General features: G+C 69.8%; 25 protein-coding genes. 11 read left to right on the forward strand and 14 right to left on the reverse strand.

Annotated elements, in window-relative coordinates:
• Positions 1-88 precede the first annotated feature (88 nt).
• Positions 89-544: a PA2169 family four-helix-bundle protein gene (locus VLK61_RS08535; protein ID WP_325420137.1), complete on the forward strand. Its 456-nt coding sequence runs from the start codon at positions 89-91 to the stop codon at positions 542-544.
• A gap of 63 nt (positions 545-607) precedes the next feature.
• On the forward strand, positions 608-1,840 hold the full coding sequence (locus tag VLK61_RS08540) for a cation:proton antiporter (protein ID WP_325420139.1): 1,233 nt from the start codon (positions 608-610) through the stop codon (positions 1,838-1,840).
• A gap of 15 nt (positions 1,841-1,855) precedes the next feature.
• Here the strand turns inward: VLK61_RS08540 and VLK61_RS08545 are convergent, their stop codons facing one another.
• From VLK61_RS08545 to VLK61_RS08560, 4 genes are all read right to left on the reverse strand, one after another.
• Complete coding sequence (locus VLK61_RS08545) at positions 1,856-3,235, reverse strand: sigma-54-dependent transcriptional regulator (RefSeq protein ID WP_325420141.1); 1,380 nt, start codon at positions 3,233-3,235, stop codon at positions 1,856-1,858.
• 7 nt (positions 3,236-3,242) lie between these two features.
• Entirely contained in the window at positions 3,243-3,449 is a 207-nt protein-coding gene (locus VLK61_RS08550) for a hypothetical protein (RefSeq protein WP_325420143.1), read from the reverse strand.
• On the reverse strand, positions 3,446-3,703 hold the full coding sequence (locus VLK61_RS08555) for a hypothetical protein (RefSeq protein ID WP_325420145.1): 258 nt from the start codon (positions 3,701-3,703) through the stop codon (positions 3,446-3,448). The genes VLK61_RS08550 and VLK61_RS08555 overlap by 4 nt, the downstream gene beginning before the upstream one ends.
• Before the next feature lie 141 nt (positions 3,704-3,844).
• Complete coding sequence (locus tag VLK61_RS08560) at positions 3,845-4,894, reverse strand: alpha/beta hydrolase family esterase (protein ID WP_325420147.1); 1,050 nt, start codon at positions 4,892-4,894, stop codon at positions 3,845-3,847.
• Positions 4,895-5,094: 200 nt separating this feature from the next.
• On the opposite strand from VLK61_RS08560, the gene VLK61_RS08565 reads away from it, so the two are divergent.
• The 8 genes from VLK61_RS08565 to mnmH all read left to right on the forward strand — a co-directional run bounded on the left by VLK61_RS08565 (position 5,095) and on the right by mnmH (position 11,767).
• Entirely contained in the window at positions 5,095-5,643 is a 549-nt protein-coding gene (locus VLK61_RS08565) for a hypothetical protein (RefSeq protein WP_325420149.1), read from the forward strand.
• Between the two features lie 29 nt (positions 5,644-5,672).
• Positions 5,673-6,203: a DUF421 domain-containing protein gene (locus VLK61_RS08570; RefSeq protein WP_325420151.1), complete on the forward strand. Its 531-nt coding sequence runs from the start codon at positions 5,673-5,675 to the stop codon at positions 6,201-6,203.
• Positions 6,204-6,273: 70 nt separating this feature from the next.
• Entirely contained in the window at positions 6,274-6,717 is a 444-nt protein-coding gene (locus VLK61_RS08575) for a CBS domain-containing protein (protein WP_325420153.1), read from the forward strand.
• Positions 6,718-6,769: 52 nt separating this feature from the next.
• Positions 6,770-8,209 carry an RNA polymerase factor sigma-54 gene (gene rpoN, locus VLK61_RS08580; RefSeq protein WP_325420155.1) on the forward strand — a complete coding sequence of 480 codons (1,440 nt, stop codon included), beginning with the start codon at positions 6,770-6,772 and terminating at the stop codon, positions 8,207-8,209.
• Positions 8,210-8,218: 9 nt separating this feature from the next.
• Complete coding sequence (locus VLK61_RS08585; RefSeq protein ID WP_325420156.1) at positions 8,219-8,440, forward strand: hypothetical protein; 222 nt, start codon at positions 8,219-8,221, stop codon at positions 8,438-8,440.
• A gap of 316 nt (positions 8,441-8,756) precedes the next feature.
• On the forward strand, positions 8,757-9,626 hold the full coding sequence (locus tag VLK61_RS08590; RefSeq protein WP_325420158.1) for a LysR family transcriptional regulator: 870 nt from the start codon (positions 8,757-8,759) through the stop codon (positions 9,624-9,626).
• Positions 9,619-10,677 carry a selenide, water dikinase SelD gene (gene selD / locus VLK61_RS08595; protein WP_325420160.1) on the forward strand — a complete coding sequence of 353 codons (1,059 nt, stop codon included), beginning with the start codon at positions 9,619-9,621 and terminating at the stop codon, positions 10,675-10,677. The genes VLK61_RS08590 and selD overlap by 8 nt, the downstream gene beginning before the upstream one ends.
• 16 nt (positions 10,678-10,693) lie before the next feature.
• The gene (gene mnmH, locus VLK61_RS08600) at positions 10,694-11,767 is read left to right on the forward strand and encodes a tRNA 2-selenouridine(34) synthase MnmH (RefSeq protein WP_325420162.1); all 1,074 of its coding nucleotides are present in this window, start codon (positions 10,694-10,696) and stop codon (positions 11,765-11,767) included.
• Here the strand turns inward: mnmH and VLK61_RS08605 are convergent.
• The 10 genes from VLK61_RS08605 to VLK61_RS08650 all read right to left on the reverse strand — a co-directional run bounded on the left by VLK61_RS08605 (position 11,746) and on the right by VLK61_RS08650 (position 20,675).
• Positions 11,746-11,946 (reverse strand): heavy-metal-associated domain-containing protein, encoded by a 201-nt coding sequence (locus VLK61_RS08605; RefSeq protein ID WP_325420163.1) that lies wholly within the window; start codon positions 11,944-11,946, stop codon positions 11,746-11,748. The two genes, mnmH and VLK61_RS08605, sit on opposite strands and share 22 nt — an antisense overlap.
• Before the next feature lie 71 nt (positions 11,947-12,017).
• Positions 12,018-15,176, reverse strand: a complete 3,159-nt coding sequence (locus VLK61_RS08610) for an efflux RND transporter permease subunit (RefSeq protein ID WP_325420165.1) — start codon at positions 15,174-15,176, stop codon at positions 12,018-12,020.
• A complete protein-coding gene (locus VLK61_RS08615; RefSeq protein WP_325420167.1) occupies positions 15,173-16,483 on the reverse strand; it encodes an efflux RND transporter periplasmic adaptor subunit in 1,311 nt (436 codons plus the stop codon). Before VLK61_RS08615 ends, VLK61_RS08610 begins: the two co-directional genes overlap by 4 nt.
• 2 nt (positions 16,484-16,485) lie before the next feature.
• Positions 16,486-17,787: a TolC family protein gene (locus VLK61_RS08620; RefSeq protein ID WP_325420169.1), complete on the reverse strand. Its 1,302-nt coding sequence runs from the start codon at positions 17,785-17,787 to the stop codon at positions 16,486-16,488.
• A 140-nt stretch (positions 17,788-17,927) separates the two neighbouring features.
• A complete protein-coding gene (locus tag VLK61_RS08625) occupies positions 17,928-18,365 on the reverse strand; it encodes a hypothetical protein (RefSeq protein WP_325420171.1) in 438 nt (145 codons plus the stop codon).
• Positions 18,366-18,416: 51 nt separating this feature from the next.
• Entirely contained in the window at positions 18,417-18,578 is a 162-nt protein-coding gene (locus VLK61_RS08630) for a hypothetical protein (protein WP_325420173.1), read from the reverse strand.
• A gap of 59 nt (positions 18,579-18,637) precedes the next feature.
• Positions 18,638-19,306, reverse strand: a complete 669-nt coding sequence (locus VLK61_RS08635) for a hypothetical protein (protein ID WP_325420175.1) — start codon at positions 19,304-19,306, stop codon at positions 18,638-18,640.
• 1 nt (position 19,307) lies between these two features.
• On the reverse strand, positions 19,308-19,691 hold the full coding sequence (locus VLK61_RS08640; RefSeq protein ID WP_325420177.1) for a hypothetical protein: 384 nt from the start codon (positions 19,689-19,691) through the stop codon (positions 19,308-19,310).
• A gap of 25 nt (positions 19,692-19,716) precedes the next feature.
• Positions 19,717-20,115 carry a hypothetical protein gene (locus VLK61_RS08645; protein ID WP_325420178.1) on the reverse strand — a complete coding sequence of 133 codons (399 nt, stop codon included), beginning with the start codon at positions 20,113-20,115 and terminating at the stop codon, positions 19,717-19,719.
• 35 nt (positions 20,116-20,150) lie between these two features.
• Entirely contained in the window at positions 20,151-20,675 is a 525-nt protein-coding gene (locus tag VLK61_RS08650; protein WP_325420180.1) for a pyridoxamine 5'-phosphate oxidase family protein, read from the reverse strand.
• 239 nt (positions 20,676-20,914) lie between these two features.
• On the opposite strand from VLK61_RS08650, the gene VLK61_RS08655 reads away from it, so the two are divergent.
• Positions 20,915-21,346 (forward strand): hypothetical protein, encoded by a 432-nt coding sequence (locus VLK61_RS08655; RefSeq protein ID WP_325420182.1) that lies wholly within the window; start codon positions 20,915-20,917, stop codon positions 21,344-21,346.
• Positions 21,347-21,366: the final 20 nt, after the last annotated feature.

The following is a 21,366-nucleotide window of genomic DNA, read 5'->3' on the forward strand; positions in this document are numbered from 1 at the left end:
CGGGTCCCGGCGCCGGCACGGGCACGCCATCTGCCACCTCCTGGGGGTGTCGGTTCCACCGACTCATTCGACACCGAAAGGATTTCTCATGGACAACCGCGACATCATTGACAGCGTCAACCGATTGATCGAAACCTGCAAGGACGGTGAATTCGGCTTCCGCACCTGCGCCGAACGTGCCAGCGACGCCAAGCTGCGCGATCTGCTCGCCCTGCGCGCCGACGAGTGCCGCCAGGCCGCCAGCGACCTGCGGGTGGTGGTGGGTGAACTGGGCGGCAACCCCGAGGACGGCGGCACCGCCGGCGCCACGCTGCACCGCGGCTGGGTGGCCGTGAAGGGCGCGCTGACCGGCTACACCGACCGCATGCTGCTGGAAGAATGCGAACGTGGCGAGGACGTGGCCAATGCGCGTTATCGCGATGCGCTGCAGGACGACCTGCCGCCCAGCCTGCGGGCGCTGATCGAGCGGCAATACGCCGGCGTGCAGCGCAACCACGCCGAGATGCGCACGCTGCGCAATCAAGAGCGGGCCAAGGCCGCGTGATGCACTGAGGCGAACAGCCGCATGACGCACCAGGGCCAACAGCGGCACATGCACTAAGGTGCCGTGCTCACGGCCAGCCTGCTGCTCTTTGGAACGCTGCTGCTGGCCCTGGCGCTGGCAGAGGGGCCGGTGCGCCGGCTGCCGCTGACGCCGGCGTTGATCTACCTCGCCGCCGGCGGCCTGGCCGGTGCGCTGCTGGGCGGGCCGTCACCGGCGCTGATCCAGCAGCACGCCTTGCCGCTGACGGTGGCCACCGAATTCGCGGTGCTGGTGTCGCTGGTGGCGGTGGGGCTGCGCCTGCGCGTGCCGCCCACGCTGGCCTCCTGGCGCGTGGCCTGGCTGCTGGCCGGGCCCGGCATGGTGCTCACCATCGTGCTGGCCGCCGCTGCCGGCCACTGGCTGCTGGCGCTGTCCTGGCCCGCTGCCTGGCTGCTGGCGGCCATCCTGGCACCGACCGATCCGGTGCTGGCCTCGGAGGTCCAGATCCGCTCCGATGCCGATCGGGATGCAGTACGCCTGGCCATCAGTGCCGAAGGTGGCTTGAACGATGGCACGGCATTGCCGGCGGTGATGCTGGGCCTGGGCCTGCTGGGCCTGCATTCACTGGGCGAGCACGGGCGCCACTGGTGGTGGACCGACCTGGCCTGGCCGATCGGCGGCGGCTTGCTGCTGGGCGTGGCGCTGGGTTCGCTGCTGGGCCTGGCGCTGCAGTCCCGGCTGCGCCGCGACCAAGGCTTGTCGTGGGATGAACTGGTCTATGTCGGCACCGTGGCCCTGGCCTATGGCCTGGCGCGGGCCACCGGCACCTCGGCCTTTGTCGTGGCCTTTGCCGCCGGCGCCACCTTGCTGCTGCCCATCCCCATCGGCCCGGAAAGCGGCGACGGTTTGCGCGCCCGCCTGCATGCCTTTGGCGGCCGTTGCGAGCGCCTGGTCGAGGCCTCGGCGGTGATGGCCGTCGGCGTGGCCTTGAACGGCGTGCCGTTCACGCTGCCGGTGCTGCTGTTCGCGCTGCTGCTGGTGCTGGTGCTGCGGCCGCTGTCGGTGCTGCTGGTGGTGCGCGAACGCAGCATGCCGCGCCGCCAGCGCCGGCTGGTGGCCTGGTTCGGCATCCGCGGCGTCGGCAGCCTGTTCTACCTGGCCTACGCGCTGCAGCACGGCGTGACGGATCCACTGGCCACCACGCTGATCGCCGCCACGCTGTGGTGCGTGGCGATCTCCATCGTGCTGCACGGCGTGTCGGCCACGCCGCTGATGGCCGCTTATCACAGGCGGCAGCGGCGGGAGGGTAGGGCTTGAGCGTGGCCGGCCGATTCAGGAAGCCGGCTCCGTCGGGCCTGCGTATTCCTTCAACCGGTTGTACAGCGTCTTCAGGCTGATGCCGAGCACGGCCGCGGTGCGTTCCTTGTGGTGGTGGTAGTGGCGCAAGGTGGCCAGGATCAGCCGGCGCTCGGCCTCGGCCACCGAAGTGCCGATCGGCAGGTGCAGGCCGGCATCGGCGGCATCGGTGTTGACCGTGGCTTCAACCGCCGCCGCCGCCGATGGCCGCGGCAGCCACTGCGCATCGATCTCGTCGCCCACGGCCATGACGTAGGCGCGCTGCACTGCATTGCGCAGCTCGCGCACGTTGCCGGGCCAGGGGTAGGCTGCCAACTGCGCCAGCGCGTCAGCCGTCAGGCGCTTGCTCCGGCCTTCCTGTTCGCCGATGCCGGTCAGGAAGTGCGCGGCCAGCAGCGGCACGTCGTCCAGCCGATCGCGCAGCGGCGGCAACTCGATCGGGAAGACATTCAGCCGGTACATCAGGTCCTCGCGCAGCTTGCCCGAGGCCACGGCCTCCTGGGGGTCGCGGTTGGTCGCGGCGATGACGCGCACGTCGGCTTCCAGGTTCTGCGTCGAGCCCACGCGCATGAAGCGGCCGGTTTCCAGCACGCGCAGCAGCTTGACCTGCAGCGCCTGCGGCATCTCGGTGATCTCGTCGAGGAACAGCGTGCCGCCGGCGGCACGCTCGAAGTAGCCCTGGTGCTGGCGTTCGGCGCCGGTGAAGCTGCCGCGCTCGTGGCCGAAGATCTCGCTCTCGATCAGGGTCGGCGACACCGCGCCGCAATTGACCGCCAGGAAGGGCTGCTTGCGCCGGCGAGACAGGTCGTGCACGGTCTGCGCCACGACTTCCTTGCCGGAGCCGCTTTCGCCGGTGATGAACACCGTCACGCCGGTGCCGGCGACGCGGGCGATCTGCTCGTAGACCCGCTGCATGGACGGCGCGCGCCCCCACAGGTGGCCGAAGCGGCCGCTCTTGGCCACCGTGGCGCTGAGGTCGGCGAACTCGGCCTGCAGTGCCGCCGGCTTCATGAAGCGCGACAGCACGCCCTGCAGCTGGCGCAGGTTCACCGGCTTGATCAGGTAGTCGGCCGCGCCCAGGCGCAGTGCCTGGATCGAGGTTTCGATGCTGGCGTGGCCGGTGATCAGCACCACCTCGGAGTTGGCGATCAGCGAGGCATCGGTGAACAAGTCCATGCCACTGCCATCGGGCAGCTTCAGGTCCAGCAGCACGATGTCGGGTTGTTGCAGCACGATCTGCCGGCGGGCATCGCGCAGCGTGTGGGCGCAGGCCACGGTGAATTCCTGACCGGCAATCAGCGCGGCCAGCGAGTTCGCGGAGTCGATGTCGTCGTCGACGACCAGGGCGTGGCTCATGACGGCATCACCACGGGTCGGACAGGCCGGGTTCGCGCACCGGGATCTCCTGGCCGGGCTCAGGCGGATCGATGATCTCGGGCGGTGCATCCGGCGACGGGGGGGTATGCGGCGTCGGCGGCAGGGGCACGGTGTCGGGCTCGGGTTCGGGGATGTGGGCCCAGCGGCCCGGCAGGCCTGCCAGCCGTTCGGCGTTCCGGGCGCGTGCGTTCATCGCGGCACTCCCAGCCCGTCGTCGATGAGCCTGGCGGCCGCCACGGTGGCGATCTGCTCGACCGTGGGTGCCGGGCGCTCAATCGCCACGGGCTTCCACGGGCCTCGGGCCACCACCTCGTGCAGCGTGGCGATGAAATAGAACAGCACGGCCAGCGACAGCAGGCTGACCACGGCCATGCAGCGCACATCCGTTGAACGCGCCAGAACCGACCAGCGGTCCGGCAAGGCGGGCGAAACGAGTGTCGAGTTCATGGAGACTCCGGCGAATGGCACAGGCGATGTTCACCGCTGGCCAAGGGCGAAGACATCGGCGCGCTGCGCGTCGCTGTGTAGGGGCTGTCCGACACGCGGCCCGACGGGCCGCTTCAGCGACACGCGGCCCGACAGGCCGCTTCAGGCGCCGAACTGCCGGAGGGCAAAGGCCCAGGCCATGCGCGTGGCGTCCGGTCCCAGCGCATCACTGAAAGGCTGTTTCAGTGCGCCGCCGCTCCAGGCATGGCCCAGCCGGCCCACCTCTGCCAGCGTGACAACGGTCCGGCCTTTGCGCTTGAAATCGGTGAGCGTCATGGCGTGGCGGCGGCCGCGCTGCACCACGCGCGACTTGATGGCCCGCGCACCGGTGGCATCGGCCCAGACCTTGGCCGCGGTGACGCCGTTGCTGGCCGAGACCACGGTGTCGTCGGCGCCGTGAATCACCAGCAGCGGCGGCCAGGCCGAGCCCTCTCCGGGCGTGGCGGTTTGCAGCAGGGGTTGTGGCGCGGGCTGCAGCAGGGGTCGCGACACGGGGGCCAGCGCGGCGCGCTGATGCCCGTGCATGGCCCGCAGCGCCGACATCGGCGAGTGCGCGCTGCCCGGCGGCACGCCCGAGTGCATCACCACGGCCTTGAACCGCTGGGGGTGGCGCGTGGCCAGCAGCGCGGCCATGCTCGCGCCGGCCGACAGCCCCACCAGGGCCACGCGCTGCCGGTCGGCCGGATACAGCAGGCACACCTGGTCGATGGCCGCCAGGATCAGCGTTGCTTCGGCGTAGGCGCGGCCCGAGCGGGTGTCGAACCAGTTCCAGCAGCCCTGGGCATTGGCCAGGCGGTCCTGCTCGGGATAAAGCACCAGGAAGCGCTCGCGCGTGGCGAGGCTGTTCATGCGGGTGCTGAGTGCAAAGCCCTTGGCGTCCTGGCCGCAGCCATGCAGCATCACCATCAAGGGCAGGCGCTCGCCGATCTTGACGCCGGGCGGCCGGTAGAGCCGGAAACGCCGTGCACCGCCCGGTCCGATCGCCACGCCGGGCAGCCAGTCGCCCGCACCCGGCGGCGGCGCGCGGCGCTGGGCGGCGGGCTTCAGGGCCTGCTTCGCCATGCGTGAGCCGGCGCGCAAGGTGTTGCCGGTGAGCAGGGCGACACTGCGCCCGAACAGCTGAGCCCAGGGGTTGTGTTTGCGTCTTGGCATGCGGCGGATTCTGGGGTTGCCGGCCGTGCCCGCGGCTTTGCAAGGGCATGTGCAATTGCTGACGTAACAGGCGTAGGGCTTGCCCTACGGCAGCGCGCGGTGTCTGCCGCTGTTGCCGGCCAGACCCCCTCCCCATACTGAAATCCTGCGATCGAAGCCCTCGAGGCAAATCATCGTCAACCGACATGAAGGACTTGACCATGCGCACCACCACTCCTCTGCATGCAGCGCTCATCGCTGCCGGCTTGCTGGCCATTTCTGCGGTGCAGGCCCAGATGCCCGCTGCCGACTACAAGGCGGCCAAGGACCGCATCAGCGAGACCTACAAGACCGACAAGAAGGCCTGCGATCAACTCTCCGCCAACGCCAAGGACGTCTGCACCGAAGAAGCCAAGGGCAAGGAAAAGATCGCCAAGGCGGAACTCGAATATCAGCACACCGGCAAGGCCGATGACTTGCGCAAAGTGACCCTGGCCAAGGCCGAAGCGGCCTATGAAGTGGCCAAGGAAAAGTGCGACGACCTGGCCGGCAACGACAAGGACGTGTGCAAGAAGGAAGCCAAGGCCGCGGAAGTCAAGGCCAAGGCCGATGTCAAGGTGAGCAAGGTGGATGCCAATGCCCGCCAGGACGCCGCCCAGGACAAGCGCGACGCCGACTACAAGGTGGCCCTGGCCAAGTGCGATGCGATGGCCGGCGAGGCCAAGGTGGCCTGTGTCAACTCGGCCAAGGCGCAGTTCGGCAAGAGCTGATTGCGTCTCGGCATTGACAACACGCCGTGATGGCCGGCCTGCCCAGCCTGCTGCACTTCAGCGCCGACCCGCTGGAGATCGTGCTGCGCGGCACGGTGATGTACGGCTTCCTGTGGGCGCTGTTCCGCTTCGTGCTGCACCGCGACACCGGCTCGCTGGCCATCACCGACATCCTGCTGCTGGTGCTGATCGCCGACGCCTCGCAGAACGCCATGACCGGCGGCGCCCAGTCGCTGGCCGATGGCCTGCTGCTGGTGCTGACCATCGCCGGCTGGAGCTACCTGCTGGACTGGTCCAGCTACCGCTGGCCGGCCGTGCGCCGCTGGGTCGAACCGGCGCCGCTGATGCTGGTGCGCAATGGGCAGCTGCTGCGCGCCAACCTGCGGCGCGAAATGATCACGATCGACGAGGTGAAGGCCTCGTTGCGGGAGCAGGGCATCGAGTCGCTGGATGTCGTGAAGACGGCCCGCATGGAGGCCGACGGCAGGATCAGCGTGATCCGCCGCGCCGATGCACCCGCTGCCCCGGCCGGTGGCACGCCGAAGACAGCGCCGCGCTGAGTCCGGCTTCATCACCCCTCTCCCGCAGCGCAGGCCGCGGTCCGTTTGCACAGTCCCGAAGGAGTCCCGAATGCCTACCGTTTCCGAAATCATGAGCACTGACGTGCAGGTGGTCGGCCCCGAGGAAAGCCTGCAGCGCGCCGCGCAGCTGATGGACCAGCTCAACGTGGGCTCGCTGCCGGTGTGCGACGGCACGCGCCTGCTCGGCATGGTGACGGACCGCGACATCACGATCCGCGGCACCGCAGCCGGCCTGGCGCCGGATGCCGGCTGCGTATCGGACGTGATGACCGAGGAGTTGCAGTGGTGCACCGAAGACCAGGATACCGAGGAAGTGATGCGCGTGATGGCCGACGCCCAGGTGCGCCGGCTGCCGGTGATCAGCATCGAGCGCGACCTGGTCGGCATCGTCTCTCTCGGCGACCTGGCCACACGCACGCCCAGCAACGTCGATGACGTGATGCGCAGCATCTCGTCGCCTTCGGAGGCCGATGGCGGCGCCGCCAGTTCCTGACGCGCTGAAGCCTCGACCTCGACATCAATCGCACATCGCAAAGGAGTACCCGATGGGGGCCATGGACATGCAGGCCGAGCAGCGCCAGCAGCAAACCTTCTCACCGCGGCTGCAGCATGCAGTGCGCTTGCTGCAGCTGTCGTCGATGGATTTTGCACAGGTGGTGCACGACGCGCTGGGGCGCAACCCGTTTCTCGACATCGACGACGGTGATTCGGACGGCACCGGCGACGCGCCGTCGCCGAGCACGGCCGACACCGTGTCGGGCGAAGCAGCCGATGGCGAAAGCGACCGCGACTTCTGGCTCAACGACGGCCATGCCGCCAGCCGGCAGAGCGCCGGCGAGGACCTGAGCGCGCTCGATCACGTGGCGGTGGAATCGTCGCTGGCGGCGCACCTGCACGAGCAACTGGCCGGCCAGCCCTTGAACGACCGCGACCGGCTGCTGGCCCAGGTGATCGTCGAATCGCTGGACGATGACGGCTACCTGCGCAGCGAGCTCTCCGAACTGCTGGCCATCATCGACCTGCGGCCGGCGGCGACGATGGAAGAGATGGCACTGGCCCTGCAACGGGTGCAGGCGCTGGAGCCGGCCGGCGTCGCGGCGCGCGACGTCAGCGAATGCATGCGGCTGCAACTGCCGCTGATTCAGTGCCCGGAAGAGCGCGCGCTGGCCGAGTTGATCATCGACGAGCACCTGCAGAGCCTGGCCGAGCGCGATGTGCAGGCGATGGCCCGGGCGCTGCACCGCACGCCGGCGCAGATCGAGCAGGTCTGCGACCGCATCCGCCACCTGGCGCCGCGCCCGGGCTGGCGCGTGGGCTCCAGCCAGCTGAACTACGTGGTGCCCGATGTCATCGTGCGCAAGGTGCGCGGCGTGTGGGCCGCGCAGCTGAACCCGGCCATCGTGCCCAAGGTCCGGCTCAATCGGGTCGTCGCCGAGATGTTCCAGCGCTGCCGGCGCGACAAGTCCGGTGACCGCGAGGCCGAACAGAACACCGAACTCGCGCAGCACCTGCAGGAAGCGCAGTGGACGCTGCGCAATGTCGAACAGCGCTTCTCGACGATCCTGGATGTCACTGAAGCCATCGTGCGGCGGCAGAAACACTTCCTGGAGTTCGGCGCGATGGCGATGAAGCCGCTGGGCCTGCGCGAGATCGCCGAAGAACTGGGCCTGCATGAATCGACCGTCTCGCGCGTGACGAACAACAAGTACATGGCCACGCCGCTGGGCGTGTTCGAGCTGAAGTACTTCTTCTCGCGGGCGATGAGCACGGCCAGCGGCGGCGCCTGTTCGGGCACCGCGATCCGCGGCCTGGTGCAGGACATGATCGCCGCGGAGCCGCCGGCGGCCCCGCTGTCCGACGCCGAGATCGCGCGCCAACTCGCCCGCCAGGGCCTGGTCGTCGCGCGGCGCACTGTCACCAAATACCGCCAATTGCTGCGCATCGAGGCGGTGGACCGCCGCCGCCGCGTGGCCTCTGCCGCTTAGGAGCACACCATGCCCACGCCTCTGACCTGGATCGTTCTTGCCGCTGCTGGCCTGGTCGGCTGGACGGCGCTGCGCAAGACCCAAGACCACCGCGCCGTGAAACTGTCGCACGCCAAGACACGGGCGCTGCAAACCTGGGAGGGCGAGGGCGGCGGCCTGCCCGACGGCGGCCCGCAGGTCAAGCAGATCGAAACGGGTCTTGCTCTTCCACCGAGCGAAACCCCCAAGTAAGCCAGCGCCAGGCGGCGACGGCTTGATCACGCAGGCGGCGCCGGCCCTGGCGCCAGGCGCGCCGGCTCAGGGTGCCGATGGCCCGTGCGCGCCAGCGGCGCGCGGCATGGTAGGCAGCCCACGAATCCCGCGTGTCGAAGGTGGTGGTCAAGACCGCCAGCGCGGTGGCCGGCGGCTCGGCCCGCAGCAATTGCAGCGGCGGGTTGGACGGTGGGGTCATGTGAGTTCTCCTGGTTGCACTGCAGGCAACTCTAGGCCTCGGCAACGATCCTGAAAAATGATTTATAAGGATCAGATCGTTCCCGGGAGAAGATGCATGGAGTTGGTCGACCTGAGTGTGTTCCGCACCGTTGTCAGTGCCGGCGGCGTGACCCGCGCCGCCAAGCAGCTGCACCGCGTGCAGTCCAACATCACCACCCGCGTGAAGAAGCTCGAAGAAGAGCTGGGCGTGGCCCTGTTCGCGCGCGAGGGCCGGCGCATGCAGCTGTCGGCCGCCGGCAAGCTGTTGCTGGACTATGCCGATCGCATCCTGGCGCTGGCCGATGAAGCGAAGCAGGCCGTGACTGGCGGCGCGCCGCAGCGCGTGCTGCGCCTGGGCGCGATGGAGAGTACGGCTGCCGTGCGCCTGCCGGCGCCGCTGTCTCAGCTGCACCGCCAGCATCCGCAACTGCAGCTGGAGCTGCACACCGGCAGCCCGCAGCAGATGCTGGCGCAGGTGCTGGCCGGTGAACTGGATGTGGCGCTGGTGGCCGAGCCGGTGGCCGATGCGCGACTGCTGACGCGGCCGATCTACGACGAGGCGCTGGTCATCATCACCAGCCTGACCCATCCGCCGGTGCACAAGCCGCGTGACCTGGTCAACGGCACCTTGCTGGTCTTCCATCCCGGCTGCCCGCACCGCCAGCGCCTGGAGGCCTGGTGCGCGCGCGGTCGCGTGGTGCCGCAGCGCATGGTGGAGATGGCCTCCTACCACGCGATCCTGGGCTGCGCGGTGGCCGGCATGGGCGTGGCGCTGATGCCGCGTTCGGTGGTCGAGGCCTACGCCGAGCGCGCGCGCCTGGGCGTGCATGCGATGACCGGGCCGTTCAGCCGCGTGCGCACGCTGCTGGTCTGGCGTCGCGATACGCCGCAGGCCCGGCTGGGTGCGCTGGTCGAAGCGCTGGACGCACAATCGGCGCATGCCTGACACTGCATCCCCACCCCTTCGACTGACCAGTTTTTCCCACGGCGGCGGCTGCGGCTGCAAGATCGCGCCCGGGGTCTTGTCGGAGATCCTGAAACGCAGCGGCGGCGGCTTGATCCCGGCCGAGTTGATGGTTGGCATCGAAACCGCCGACGACGCCGCGGTGTACCGGCTCAACGACCAGCAGGCGTTGATCGCCACCACCGACTTCTTCATGCCCATCGTCGACGACCCGTTCGACTTCGGCCGCATTGCCGCCACCAATGCGATCAGCGACGTGTACGCGATGGGCGGCCGGCCGATCATGGCGCTGGCGCTGGTGGCGATGCCGGTCAATGCACTGCCGGTGGAGCTCATCGGCGAGGTGCTGCGTGGTGGCGAAGCGGTGTGCCGCAGCGCGGGCATCCCGATCGCCGGCGGCCACACCATCGATTCGGTCGAGCCGATCTACGGCCTGGTGGTGCTGGGCCTCGTGCACCCGGACCGCGTGCGGCGCAACAGCGCGGCGCGAGCCGGCGATGTGCTGATCCTGGGTAAGGCGCTGGGCGTGGGCGTGCTGTCGGCGGCGCTGAAGAAGGGCCAGCTCGATGAGGCTGGCTACCGGCAATTGATAGACACCACGACCCGGCTGAACACGCCTGGCATGGCCCTGGCGGAGCTGGCAGACGTGCATGCGCTGACCGACGTGACGGGCTTCGGCCTCGCCGGCCACACACTGGAACTGGCGCGCGGCGCGGGCCTGCGGGCGGTGCTGGACTGGTCGTCAGTGCCGCTTCTTTCTGGTGTTATCGATCTGATCGCCGGCGGCAACGTCACCGGCGCGTCGGCGCGCAACTGGGCCGGTTATGGCGCCGAGGTGAGTCTGGACGCCAAGCTACCCGCGGTGGTGCAGGCCCTGCTGACCGACCCGCAGACCAGCGGCGGACTGCTGGTCAGCTGCGCGCCGCGCGCCGCCGACGAGGTACTGCGCATCTTCCAGGCGCAAGGGTTCGCGCAGGCCGCGGTGGTCGGCCGCGTCGAGGCTGGGGCGCCCGGGCTGGCCGTGCGCGCATGAAGGCGCGGGTGTGGGCATGAAAGCGCCCGTGCGCGTGGCCGACCGCCACGCCTTCGACACGCTGATCGACGCCCGTTCGCCGGCCGAGTTTGCGCTGGACCACATCCCCGGTGCGATCAACTGCCCGGTGCTGGACGACGACGAGCGCCGCATCGTCGGCACGCTGTACAAGCAGCAGGGCGCGTTCTACGCCCGGCGGGTCGGCGGTGCGATGGTGGCGGCCAACCTGGCGCGGCACCTGCGCGAGCAGTTCGCCGACAAACCCGAGCGCTGGAAGCCGCTGGTCTACTGCTGGCGCGGCGGCCTGCGCAGCGGCTCGATGACGCAGTGGCTGCGCCTGGTCGGCTGGGATGCGCAACAGCTGGCCGGCGGCTACAAGAGCTGGCGCCGCCATGTCATCGACCTGATCGACCGCGTGGCGCCGCAGTTGCCGCTGGTGGTGATCTGCGGCGCCACCGGCAGCGCCAAGACCGCCGTGCTGCAGGCGCTGGCGGCGCAGGGCGAGCAGGTGCTGGACCTGGAGGGGTTGGCCTGCCACAAGGGATCCTTGCTCGGCGCGCTGCCGGACCGGCCGCAGCCGTCGCAGACGCGTTTCGAGACCAGCATCGCAGCGGTCTTGGAGGGCATCGATCTGCAGCGGCCGCTGTACGTGGAAGGCGAGAGCCGCCGCATCGGCCGCCTGTCGGTGCCGGTGGCGCTGATCGAGCGCATGCGCGACAGTGCCTGCGTCGAGATCCAGGCCGGCGTGCCGGCGCGGGTCGAGTACCTGCTGCGCGACTACGCCTACCTCGGCGACCGGCCCGAATGGCTGGCCGAGCAGCTGGGGCAGCTGAAGGAACTGCACGGCAAGGACAGTGTGGCCGCCTGGCAGGCGCAGGCCCTGGCGCATGACTTGCCGGCGCTGTTCGAGGCCCTGGCCACGCGGCACTACGACCCGGCCTATGCACGATCGCAGGCCGTGCACTTCAGGCGTTGGGCCGGTCGGCGTGTCGTGCCCGCGCACAGCCTGGCGCCCGCGCAGATCGCAGCGCTGGCGGCGCACATCAGCCGGCTGCCGGCCGCTGAAACTCAGACCGGCACGGGCGTGTAGCCGGCTTCCGCAATCGCCTCGCGCAGCGCGGCGGCATCAGCGGCCGCGGGCTCGATGGATACGCGGTGCGTGGCCAGGTCGATCTGCACCTGGGCCTGCGGATCGGCCGCCATCACCGCCTGCGTGATGACGCTGACGCAGTGGCCGCAACTCATGTCCTTGACTTGGAAAGTGATCATCGTCGTGCTCCGGGTTGACGGGAAGCTTGATGGGAACGTCGCGCATCGCCGCTTCAGTGTCAAGCTTGCCATCATGGCAGGGTCAAGCCCGGTGGTTCACGCCGGCGCCGCATCAGCAGGTAGGCCGCCGGGATCACGAACATCGACAGCAGCGGCGCGGTGATCATGCCGCCGACCATCGGCGCGGCGATGCGCTGCATCACCTCCGAGCCGGTGCCGGCGCCCCCCATGATCGGGAGCAGGCCCGCCAGGATCACCGCCACCGTCATGGCCTTCGGCCGCACGCGCAGCACGGCGCCATCGCGGATGGCGTCGAGCAGATCGGCCGTGCTGGTCGTGCCCTGCAGGGTGCGAAGCTCCCAGGCCTGCTTCAGGTACAGCAGCATGATCACGCCGAACTCGGCCGACACGCCGGCCAGCGCGATGAAGCCGACCACGCCCGCCACCGACAGGTTGTAGCCCAGCAGGTACAGCAGCCAGATGCCGCCGATCAGCGCGAAGGGCAGGGTGGCCACGATCAGCAGCGCCTCGTCGACACGTTGGAAGCTGAGGTAGAGCAGCACGAAGATGATCAGCAGCGTGAAGGGCACCACCAGCTTCAGCTTCGCGGTGGCGCGCTCGAGGAATTCGAACTGGCCCGACCACGAGATCGAGTAGCCCGGCGGCAAGACCACCTGGCCGGCCACCGCGCGCTGCATGTCCTGCACTGCGGACTTCAGGTCGCGGCCGCGGATGTCCACGTAGACCCAGCCCGACAGCCGCGCGTTCTCGCTGCGCAGCATCGGCGGCCCGTCGGTGATGCGGATGTCCGCCACGTCGGAGAGCAGCAGCCGCGCGCCCTTCTCGGTGACGATGGGCAGCACGCGCAGCGCCGCCAGCGAATCGCGCATCTCCCGGGGGTAGCGCAGGTTGATCGGGAAGCGCTGCAGGCCCTCCACCGTCTCGCCGATGTTGTCGCCGCCCACTGCCGCGCTGATGACCGACTGCACATCGGCGATGGTCAGGCCGAAGCGCGCCGCGGCATCGCGGCGGATGTTCACGTCGACATAGCGGCCGCCCACCAGGCGCTCGGCAAGCGCGCTGCTGACCCCCGGCACGGCCTTCAGCGCCTGCTCGATCTGGTGGCTGATGCGGTCGATCACCGCGAGCTCGGTGCCCGCCACCTTGACGCCGACGGGGCTCTTGATGCCGGTGGCCAGCATGTCGATGCGGTTGCGGATCGGCGGCACCCAGAGGTTGGCCAGGCCCGGCACCTGGACGATGCGATCGAGTTCGTCGACCAATCCGTCCTGCGTCATGCCGGGCCGCCACTGGTCCCTGGGCTTGAACTGGATCGTGGTCTCGAACATCTCCATCGGCGCCGGGTCGGTGGCGGTCTCGGCTCGGCCGGCCTTGCCATAGACGCTGGCGACCTCGGGCACGGTCTTGATCAGGCGATCCGTCTGCTGCAGCAGTTCGGCCGCCTTGCCCGCCGACAAGCCCGGCAGCGCCGAGGGCATGTACAGCAGGTCGCCTTCATCGAGACGCGGCATGAACTCAGCTCCGATGTGCTGCAGCGGCCACAGGCTCAGCAGCAGCGCCAGGGTGGCGATCAGCAGCGTCGCCTTCGGCGCACGCAGCACCTGGTTCAGCAGCGGACGGTAGGCCGCGATCAGCAGGCGATTCAGCGGGTTGGTCTTTTCGGCGGGCACACGCCCCCGGATCAGCAGGCCCATCAGCACCGGGATCAGCGTGACCGACAAGCCGGCGGCCGCGGCCATCGCGTAGGTCTTCGTGAACGCGAGGGGTGAAAAGAGCCGGCCTTCCTGCGCCTCCAGCGTGAACACCGGAATGAACGACAGCGTGATGATCAGCAGCGAGAAGAACAGCGCCGGTCCGACCTCGGCCGCGGCATCGCCGATCACCCGCCAGTGGGCTGCGCCTGCCAGCGTTTGATCGGGGTGGTCGTGGCGCCAGCGCTCCAGGTGCTTGTGCGCGTTCTCGATCATCACCACGGCCGCGTCGACCATCGCACCGATCGCGATGGCGATGCCGCCCAGGGACATGATGTTCGCGTTCACGCCCTGGTAGTGCATCACGATGAAGGCCACCAGGATGCCCAGCGGCAGCGAGACGATGGCCACGAACGCCGAGCGCAGGTGGAACAGGAAGAGCCAGCACACCAGCGCGACGACGATGAACTCCTCGATCAGCTTGCGGCCGAGGTTGTTCACGGCCCGCTCGATCAGGCCGGAACGGTCGTAGACCGGCACGATCTCCACGCCTCGGGGCAGGCTGGCCTGCAGGGCCTTCAGCTTGGCCTTGACGGCAGCGATGGTCTCCAGCGCGTTCTGGCCGGAGCGCATCACGATCACGCCGCCGGTGGCCTCGCCTTCGCCGTCGAGTTCGCCGATGCCGCGGCGCATCTCGGGGCCGATCTGGACGCGGGCCACGTCGCCCAATCTCACGACAACATTCGGCACCGACACGCCGGCCGCCGCGCTGAACAGGGGGATCTGGCGGAAGTCGTCCAGCGATTGCAGGTAGCCCGAGGCCCGCACCATGTACTCGGCCTCGCCGAGTTCCAGCACCGACGCACCGGCCTCCTGGTTCGACTTCCGGATCGCGTCGACCACCTGGCCGTGCGCGATGCCGTAGGCCGCCAGCTTGTCCGGGTCGAGCACGATCTGGTACTGGCGCACCATGCCGCCGACCGAGGCCACCTCGGCGACGTTCGGCACCGTCTTCAACTCGAACTTCAGGAACCAGTCCTGCAGGGCGCGCAGCTGCCCGATGTCATGGGTGCCGCTGCGATCGATCAGCGCGTACTGGTAGATCCAGCCGACGCCGGTGGCGTCCGGCCCCAGCGTGGCCCGGGCCCCGGGCGGCAGCCGGGCCTGCACCTGGTTCAAGGACTCCAGCACGCGTGAGCGGGCCCAGTACAGGTCGGTGCCGTCGGCGAACAGCACGTAGACGAAGGAGTCGCCGAAGAAGGAGTAGCCGCGCACCGTCTTCGCGCCCGGCACCGACAACATCGTCGTCGTCATCGGGTAGGTGATCTGGTTCTCGACGATGCGCGGGGCCTGGCCCGGGTAGCTGGTGCGGATGATCACCTGCACGTCCGACAGGTCGGGCAAGGCGTCCAGCGGCGTGCGCTGCACCGCGTACACGCCCCAGGCGCCGAGCATTGCCGTGGCCAGCAACACCAGGAGGCGGTTGGCGATCGACCAGCGGATCAGCGCGGCGATCATGGCTTGCTCCCGGAGGCCGCGGACGCTGCCGGCCCAGGCGGCGGATTCAAGCGGGCCTCGACAGCCTTCAAGCTGGCCTCCGAGTCGATCAGGAACTGCGACGAGACCACGATCCGTTGGCCGGCGTGCAAACCGCGCTTGATCTCCGTCTGGCCGCCGCTCTCGATGCCGGTCTCGACATCCACGGGGCGGAAGCGGCCGTTCTCTTCGGCCACTATCACGACGGCGCGCCTGCCGGTCTGGATGACCGCCTCGGTGGGCACCAGCAGCGCCTTGCGGACCTGCGCGTCGATGAGCTGCATCTGCACGAACATGCCCGGCACCAGGCTGCCGTGGGGGTTGGCCAGTTCGAGCCGGGCCTTCACGGTGCGCGTGCCCGGATTGACCTCGGGCAGGATGGCTTGAACCCGGCCTTCGAACGTCGTGCCCGGTGCGGCGGCGCTCCTGGCCTGCACCTTCGCGCCCGGGCGCAGCAGCGCCGACTGGCTCTCGGGCACTTCGGCATGGGCCCACACCGTGGACAGCCCGTTGATGCGAAACAGCGTGGCGCCGGGCGCCACCGTCATGCCTTCGCGGACCATCAGTTCGGTGACCACGCCGCCGATCGGCGTCCGCAGCGTGAAGCGGGCCTGCAGGCGGCCGCTGCTGTCGACCCGTGCGATCTGCGCCTCGTCCATGCCGACCTGGCGCATGCGCTGGCGCGCGCCATCGACGAGGGAAGCGAGATCGCTGCCCTGCATGCGCCGCACCGACAGGAACTCTTCCTGCGCGGCGATCCAGTCCGGCACATACAGCTCCGCCAGGGCCTGGCCCGGGGCCACCCGGTCGAGCGTGGCACGCACATGCAGCCGCTCGACATAGCCTGCCGCGCGGGCCTGCACGATGACCTGGTCGCGTTCGTTGAAGGCGATGCTGCCGACGGCGGCCAGCGGCGGCGCCAGCATGCCTTCGACCACCGGCGCGGTGCGCAGGCCGAGGTTCTGCTGGACACGGGGGCTGATGCTCACCTGGCTGCTGTCGCCGCCGCCATCCGCGTAGACCGGCACCAGCATCATGTCCATGAACGGCGACTTGCCGGGCTTGTCGAAGCGGGTGCCCGGCACCATGGGGTCGTGGTAGTACAAGACCTTCTTGCCCGTTGACGGGTCGACATCGCCAGCTTGCATGCCGGCGCCTGCGGCCGATGGCGTACTCATGCCCATGCCGCGCTGCAGGCCGAGGCGGTAGAGGCCGTAGGCGCCGGCGGCCAGGAGTGTGGCCAGGAGTGCGGCCGCGATCACGATGCGCGCGAGGGTCTGGGTGTTCATGGTCATTGCTCCGTGGGCTGGGCGGGGCGCTGTGGCGCTGCCGTGTCGTGCCCCGGTGGAACCAGGGTTTCGAGCCGGGCCCACAGCGCGGCTGCGTCCATCTCCAGGCGCAGGCGGTCCAGGCGTGTGTCGATCTCGATGCGTCGGGCTTCGAGCACGGCAGCGAGCGGGCCGCCGCCGCCGCGGTAGGCCGCCAGCGCGGCGCGTGTGCGCTCGGCGGCGAGCGGGATCAGGCTGCCGTCGTAGTGGGCCAGGCGGTTCCTGTCGCTGCGCCATGCCTGCAGCCAGCCGCGGATCTCTGCGCCATGCGCGCGCGTCGCTTCTTCGCGCTGGGCGCGGGCCTGCTCGACCCGTGCGAGCCGGGCGGCGAGCTCGCGGTCCTGCCGGTTCTTCGGATCCACGGGCAAAGGGAGCGAGACATTCACCGAGACCATGTTCGAGTAGGCCGGGCCCCGCTGGCTGAGCATCAGCTCGACGCTCCAGTCCGGGCGCTTGTTGCGCTGCGCGATGTCGGCCTCGGCGCGGGCGATCTCCTCCTGCTTGAGCAGCATCACGATCTCGGGCTGCTGCGCCAACTGCGATTCGACGCGGCCCTCGTCCAGGCGAATCGCGGCCAGCGAGGGCGCCGCGCCCAGCGCCTGCCGGGCCTCGTCGCCAACCCAGCGCGCGAGCCGGGTCTTGGCCACAGCCAGCTGCCCTTCGGTCTGCCGGAGGCGGTCGTCGATCAGCGCGACGGCCGAGCGCGCGGCAAAGACATCGGCCTGCCCGCCACGCCCACCGCGGTAGGCCGCCTCGGCGGCCTCGATCTGCAGGCCGGCCTCCGCCCGCAGCGCCCGCAGCAGGTCGAGCATCTGCTCCTGGAAGTGGCGGTCCAGCCAGGCCATCGCGGTCTCGCGCCGCAGAGTGGCCAGCGCCTGCGCCCGAGCCGCCTCGGCGGCCTCGGCCTCGCGCTCGAAGCGTGCCGATCGCGCGCTGAGCTTGTCGCGGCCGGTGAGCTCCTGCATCGCTGCCACCGAGCGCATGGTCATGAAGTCGCGGGTGACGCTGAACCGGTCCGGGCCATCGACGGGCAGGTTGTTGAGGCCGACCCGCAGCGTGGGATCGGGGCGCTGGCCGGCGGCCACCGCCATCTCGCGCGCGGCCGCGGCGGCAGCGTGCAGGGCAGCGAGTTGATGCGATCGATCCTGCGCGGCGCGCAGCGCCTGATCGAGTGTCAGCGCTGCTTGTCCGTGGCTGGCGGCACTGAACAGCATGCAGCCGGCCAGCACCAGGCAGGCCAGGGGCGGCATTGAGACTGGGACCATGATGACGACTCCAGGCGACGGAACGGGGGCCGTGTGCCGGCCCGGTCCGCTGCCATGGGCCTCTGCCCCGCGGCGCGGTCGGGCACGGGCGATGCGCCGAATCGACCCGCAGGGCCGTCAGCGCAGCGTCGTCTGGACGATCAGGTTCGGAAGCAGCAGTGCAGGATGGCCAGCGGCGGCGAGGCCGCGGCCAGTGCACTCGGTGTGGCAGCCGCAGGGCGCGGCGCAACGAGGGGCTCGGGGGCTGGTGCGGTGATGTAGAGCGCGGTCAGCAGCGCTGCCGGCACCGTCAGCGTCGCGGCCTGATCGCTTTGCTGGCCCTGGCGGCAATGCTCGGCGCAGAGGTTGGCGAAGTCCGGGTCCATCGGCATGGCCATGTCGGCACAGGCAATGGCTTGTGGACCGTTCATCGCCGCGTCGGTGTTGGCCGAGTTGCCGTCGGCCGCCGTGGCCATGGCCTTCTGCAGGCCCGGCGCAGATGACACGCCGGGGCAGGCGTAGGCCGAAACCGCCAGCTGCGCGAACAGCAGCACGCCGATGAGCGTTCGGCAGATCGTGCGCAGGAGCTGGCGGGTCATCGTCAAGCGCTGTTGAGGCGAAGTGTTCGGGTGTAGGGGCGTGGTTCGGCGTCAACAGCGCTGCGGCGGCTCTGTCGGATGCTGCGGCTCGGGGTCGTCCGGATCGTGCGGCTCGCGCGGGCGGTCCGGGCGCGAGCCGGGATCCGGCGGCTCGATCGGCTGCGGGCCCGGATCAGGATCCGGACCCGGGCGGTGGAACAGGGGAGGGGCCATGGTCTTCACCGGAAGTGAATGCCACGATGTTAGGACGGGCCGCACGCGGTGCGCCAGACTCAGGCAGGGTGAATTTCGGGTGCCGGTGCATCGGCCGTCGGGGCAGCCGCGGCTGGCGGCTCCGGTGCGGCCGGTGCGGCCGGCGGGGATGGCGAGGGTGATGGCGGCGGCGCATTGGCAGCCCGCCCCAGCCAGGACATCAGCAGCCCGCCCAGCACCGACTGCACGGCCGGCTGTGCGAACTGGGCCATCAGCCAGCGCCCCACACGGCGCGGCAGCGGGCTGAACTGGCGCGCCACCACCGGCCAGCGCCACGGGCGCCAGGCCATCAGGGCGGCACCGGCCACGCCGGCGAGCAGCACGGCGGCCACGGGGTGGCGCCGCACCACCGGGCCGATCGCGCCCCGCAGTTCGGCAGCGGCGGCTTCAGCGGGTTCGCGCCAGGGCTGCTGCCACCACCAGGCCTGTGCTGAGCCCATCAAGGTCGCCGCCACCGGCGATTGGCGCAGCCGCTGCCGCCAGCAGCGCAGAAGGGCACGCAGGCGCCTTGGCAAGGGGGACGCGCCGGCATTCCCGGCGGCTTCGCTTCGGGCCGCCGGCACCAGCGCGTGGCGCAACTGCAGGCGTGAGGCCTGCAGTCGGGCCAGGGCCTGCTCGACGTCCGATGGGGGTGTCCCGTGCAGCGGCGAAGACAAGGCCGCCGGCCCTGGCGCTGCGGGGTCGGCCATCTCAGCGCTGGCCGGCTTCGCGCAGCAGGGCGGCGTCCGCCGCCATCTGCTCGCGCAACTGCGCAAACGAACGGGCCAGAGGCCGCTGCTGCAAGGCGGCCCAGCAGCCCACCGCCAAGGCCAGCGGCGTCAAAGGCACCACCGCCAGCAGCCAGGGCGCCGGCATGACGGAAATCGGCAAGGCCGCCAGCAGCAGCAGGGCCACACCACCCAGGCCCAGGCCCAGCAGGATGAACAGCACCATCGCCATCATGAAGACGGCCCGCGCGCGCACTGCCAGCGCGGCTTCGCTCACCTCGGCCGATGCCAGCTGGGCATAAGCGCCCAAGTGCTCGGCCAAGACCTCGGGCTGGGTGGCCAGCAGCCTGAACAGCGGATGGATCATGATGCGGCGCTGCGGGCGGGGCAACTCAATCGCGCGTGCGTGAACGGGCCAGCCAGCCGATCAGCGCAGCCATCGCGGCGCCCGCGGCGGCGGCAATCAGCACGGACTTGATGGGCTCGTCCTTGATGTAGCTGACCGTGCGTTCGCCGGTCTCGCTGACTTTCTCGCGCACCTGGGTCGACGTCGCACGGGCCCGCTCGATGCCGCGCCGCGTCAGATCTTCGACTTGCGCAGCGGCATGGCTGAAGGCACTGGGCACCGCCTGGCGCAGATCGTCCACGCTGGTTTGCAGGCTGTCCAGCGCCACATTGGCGACCCGTTTGGTCGACTGGATCACACCGGTGGCCTTGCTCGCGGCACTATCGGCAGCCTGGTCGATACTTTCGTCGGTGGGGGTCAGGGCTGTCTTGCTCATGGTGCTCATGGGTGTTTCCTTTGCAGTGGGGTGGTAGGAAGGGCTCAGGTGGCAGCCGGCCGCGGGTTCGGCGGTAGCACCTCATGTTCGCCAACGCCGATGGGCTGGCCGCTGACGATGGACGCGGCGATCGCCAGGCCGCGAATGAAACGGCTGTTCGGTGCGTCCCAGTACTCGGCGCCGTCGGGCGTGACCTTCAGCAAGGCCAGCCGCGGCGAATCCGGGCCGTCGGGGAACCAGGGCTTGGCCAGCGGCGTCCACAGTGCGTGGATGCGTTCGCGCTCATGCACCAGTTCGCCGTGACCGGGTACCGAAATGAAAGTGGAAACGCTCTCGTCGCTGAAGGCCAGGTTCACGCGGTGGTAGCGCTGCGCGGCAGCGCCGTCCTGTGCATCGTGCTCGACGTAGAACCAGAAGCAGCCTTCATCGTCGAAGGCGAGCACCGTCATCGGCTTGCTCTGCAGCCGCCCGTCGGGCGAGAAAGTGGTGAGCATCACGATGCGCTTGCCGTCGACCAGCTTGGCCAGTTGCCGCGTTTCAGGCGGATTGTGTTGCAAGGTGGCTGTCATGGGGGATTCCTCTTGTGGGGGGCAGGGTCATCCGATGCGGCCAGTCTAAAAAGCCACCCCTGCAGCGCCCATCAGACAAGCTGCCGTCCGCTTGTAGGGCAGCAGGAAGGAGACGCCACGGGTAGGTCAATGCCTACCCCCAAGCGGGATGGCCACCGATGGCCGTGGCCGCTTGCCGTGCCTAAGGTGAGTCCATGGTGCCGCCCCTGGATCTGAGGCACTTGAACCGGAGATTCCCCATGAACAACCGCATGATGTTGACGCTGCGCTGCTGCGCCGCCGCCGCAACGGCCCTGACCTTGTTGTCCCCTGTGCAAGCGGCCAAGTCGCCCTTGCCCGGCTCGCCCGAGGCGGTGTACCGCGAGGACCGTGCCAACTGTCTGGCCGGCCGCACGCACCAGGACCGCGCCACCTGCCTGCGCGAGGCCGGCGCTGCCTTGGTCGAAGCGCGCCGCGGTGGGCTCGACAGCGGGGATGCCCGCACGCTGGAGCGTAATGCGCTGTTGCGCTGCCAGCGCCAGTCGGTCGAGGACCGGCCGGATTGCGAACGTCTGGCGCGTGGTGAAGGGCAGACCAGTGGCTCGGTGGAGGGCGGTGGCGTGATCAAGGAGATCGTCACGCGCACCGTCGGCCCGGTGCCGCAAGCTGCGCCCGCTCCTGTGACACGCTAGGCCACACACGGCCTCGCGGT

This window comes from Aquabacterium sp., from assembly GCF_035476535.1.
In the GTDB taxonomy this organism is placed as follows: domain Bacteria; phylum Pseudomonadota; class Gammaproteobacteria; order Burkholderiales; family Burkholderiaceae_C; genus Pseudaquabacterium.

Excerpts from the sequence above, each read along its gene's own strand:
- VLK61_RS08535 (WP_325420137.1), top strand. The coding sequence starts at position 89 with ATGGACAACCGCGACATCATTGACAGCGTCAACCGATTGATCGAAACC.
- VLK61_RS08625 (WP_325420171.1), bottom strand. The coding sequence starts at position 18,365 with ATGACCCGCCAGCTCCTGCGCACGATCTGCCGAACGCTCATCGGCGTG.
- mnmH (WP_325420162.1), top strand. The coding sequence starts at position 10,694 with ATGAAAGCGCCCGTGCGCGTGGCCGACCGCCACGCCTTCGACACGCTG.
- VLK61_RS08555 (WP_325420145.1), bottom strand. The coding sequence starts at position 3,703 with ATGAACTCGACACTCGTTTCGCCCGCCTTGCCGGACCGCTGGTCGGTT.
- VLK61_RS08585 (WP_325420156.1), top strand. The coding sequence starts at position 8,219 with ATGCCCACGCCTCTGACCTGGATCGTTCTTGCCGCTGCTGGCCTGGTC.
- rpoN (WP_325420155.1), top strand. The coding sequence starts at position 6,770 with ATGGGGGCCATGGACATGCAGGCCGAGCAGCGCCAGCAGCAAACCTTC.
- VLK61_RS08655 (WP_325420182.1), top strand. The coding sequence starts at position 20,915 with ATGAACAACCGCATGATGTTGACGCTGCGCTGCTGCGCCGCCGCCGCA.
- VLK61_RS08560 (WP_325420147.1), bottom strand. The coding sequence starts at position 4,894 with ATGCCAAGACGCAAACACAACCCCTGGGCTCAGCTGTTCGGGCGCAGT.
- VLK61_RS08570 (WP_325420151.1), top strand. The coding sequence starts at position 5,673 with ATGGCCGGCCTGCCCAGCCTGCTGCACTTCAGCGCCGACCCGCTGGAG.
- VLK61_RS08545 (WP_325420141.1), bottom strand. The coding sequence starts at position 3,235 with ATGAGCCACGCCCTGGTCGTCGACGACGACATCGACTCCGCGAACTCG.
- VLK61_RS08620 (WP_325420169.1), bottom strand. The coding sequence starts at position 17,787 with ATGGTCCCAGTCTCAATGCCGCCCCTGGCCTGCCTGGTGCTGGCCGGC.
- VLK61_RS08640 (WP_325420177.1), bottom strand. The coding sequence starts at position 19,691 with ATGATCCATCCGCTGTTCAGGCTGCTGGCCACCCAGCCCGAGGTCTTG.
- VLK61_RS08630 (WP_325420173.1), bottom strand. The coding sequence starts at position 18,578 with ATGGCCCCTCCCCTGTTCCACCGCCCGGGTCCGGATCCTGATCCGGGC.
- VLK61_RS08645 (WP_325420178.1), bottom strand. The coding sequence starts at position 20,115 with ATGAGCACCATGAGCAAGACAGCCCTGACCCCCACCGACGAAAGTATC.
- VLK61_RS08565 (WP_325420149.1), top strand. The coding sequence starts at position 5,095 with ATGCGCACCACCACTCCTCTGCATGCAGCGCTCATCGCTGCCGGCTTG.
- VLK61_RS08550 (WP_325420143.1), bottom strand. The coding sequence starts at position 3,449 with ATGAACGCACGCGCCCGGAACGCCGAACGGCTGGCAGGCCTGCCGGGC.
- VLK61_RS08605 (WP_325420163.1), bottom strand. The coding sequence starts at position 11,946 with ATGATCACTTTCCAAGTCAAGGACATGAGTTGCGGCCACTGCGTCAGC.
- VLK61_RS08575 (WP_325420153.1), top strand. The coding sequence starts at position 6,274 with ATGCCTACCGTTTCCGAAATCATGAGCACTGACGTGCAGGTGGTCGGC.
- VLK61_RS08650 (WP_325420180.1), bottom strand. The coding sequence starts at position 20,675 with ATGACAGCCACCTTGCAACACAATCCGCCTGAAACGCGGCAACTGGCC.
- VLK61_RS08635 (WP_325420175.1), bottom strand. The coding sequence starts at position 19,306 with ATGGCCGACCCCGCAGCGCCAGGGCCGGCGGCCTTGTCTTCGCCGCTG.
- VLK61_RS08590 (WP_325420158.1), top strand. The coding sequence starts at position 8,757 with ATGGAGTTGGTCGACCTGAGTGTGTTCCGCACCGTTGTCAGTGCCGGC.
- VLK61_RS08615 (WP_325420167.1), bottom strand. The coding sequence starts at position 16,483 with ATGAACACCCAGACCCTCGCGCGCATCGTGATCGCGGCCGCACTCCTG.
- selD (WP_325420160.1), top strand. The coding sequence starts at position 9,619 with ATGCCTGACACTGCATCCCCACCCCTTCGACTGACCAGTTTTTCCCAC.
- VLK61_RS08610 (WP_325420165.1), bottom strand. The coding sequence starts at position 15,176 with ATGATCGCCGCGCTGATCCGCTGGTCGATCGCCAACCGCCTCCTGGTG.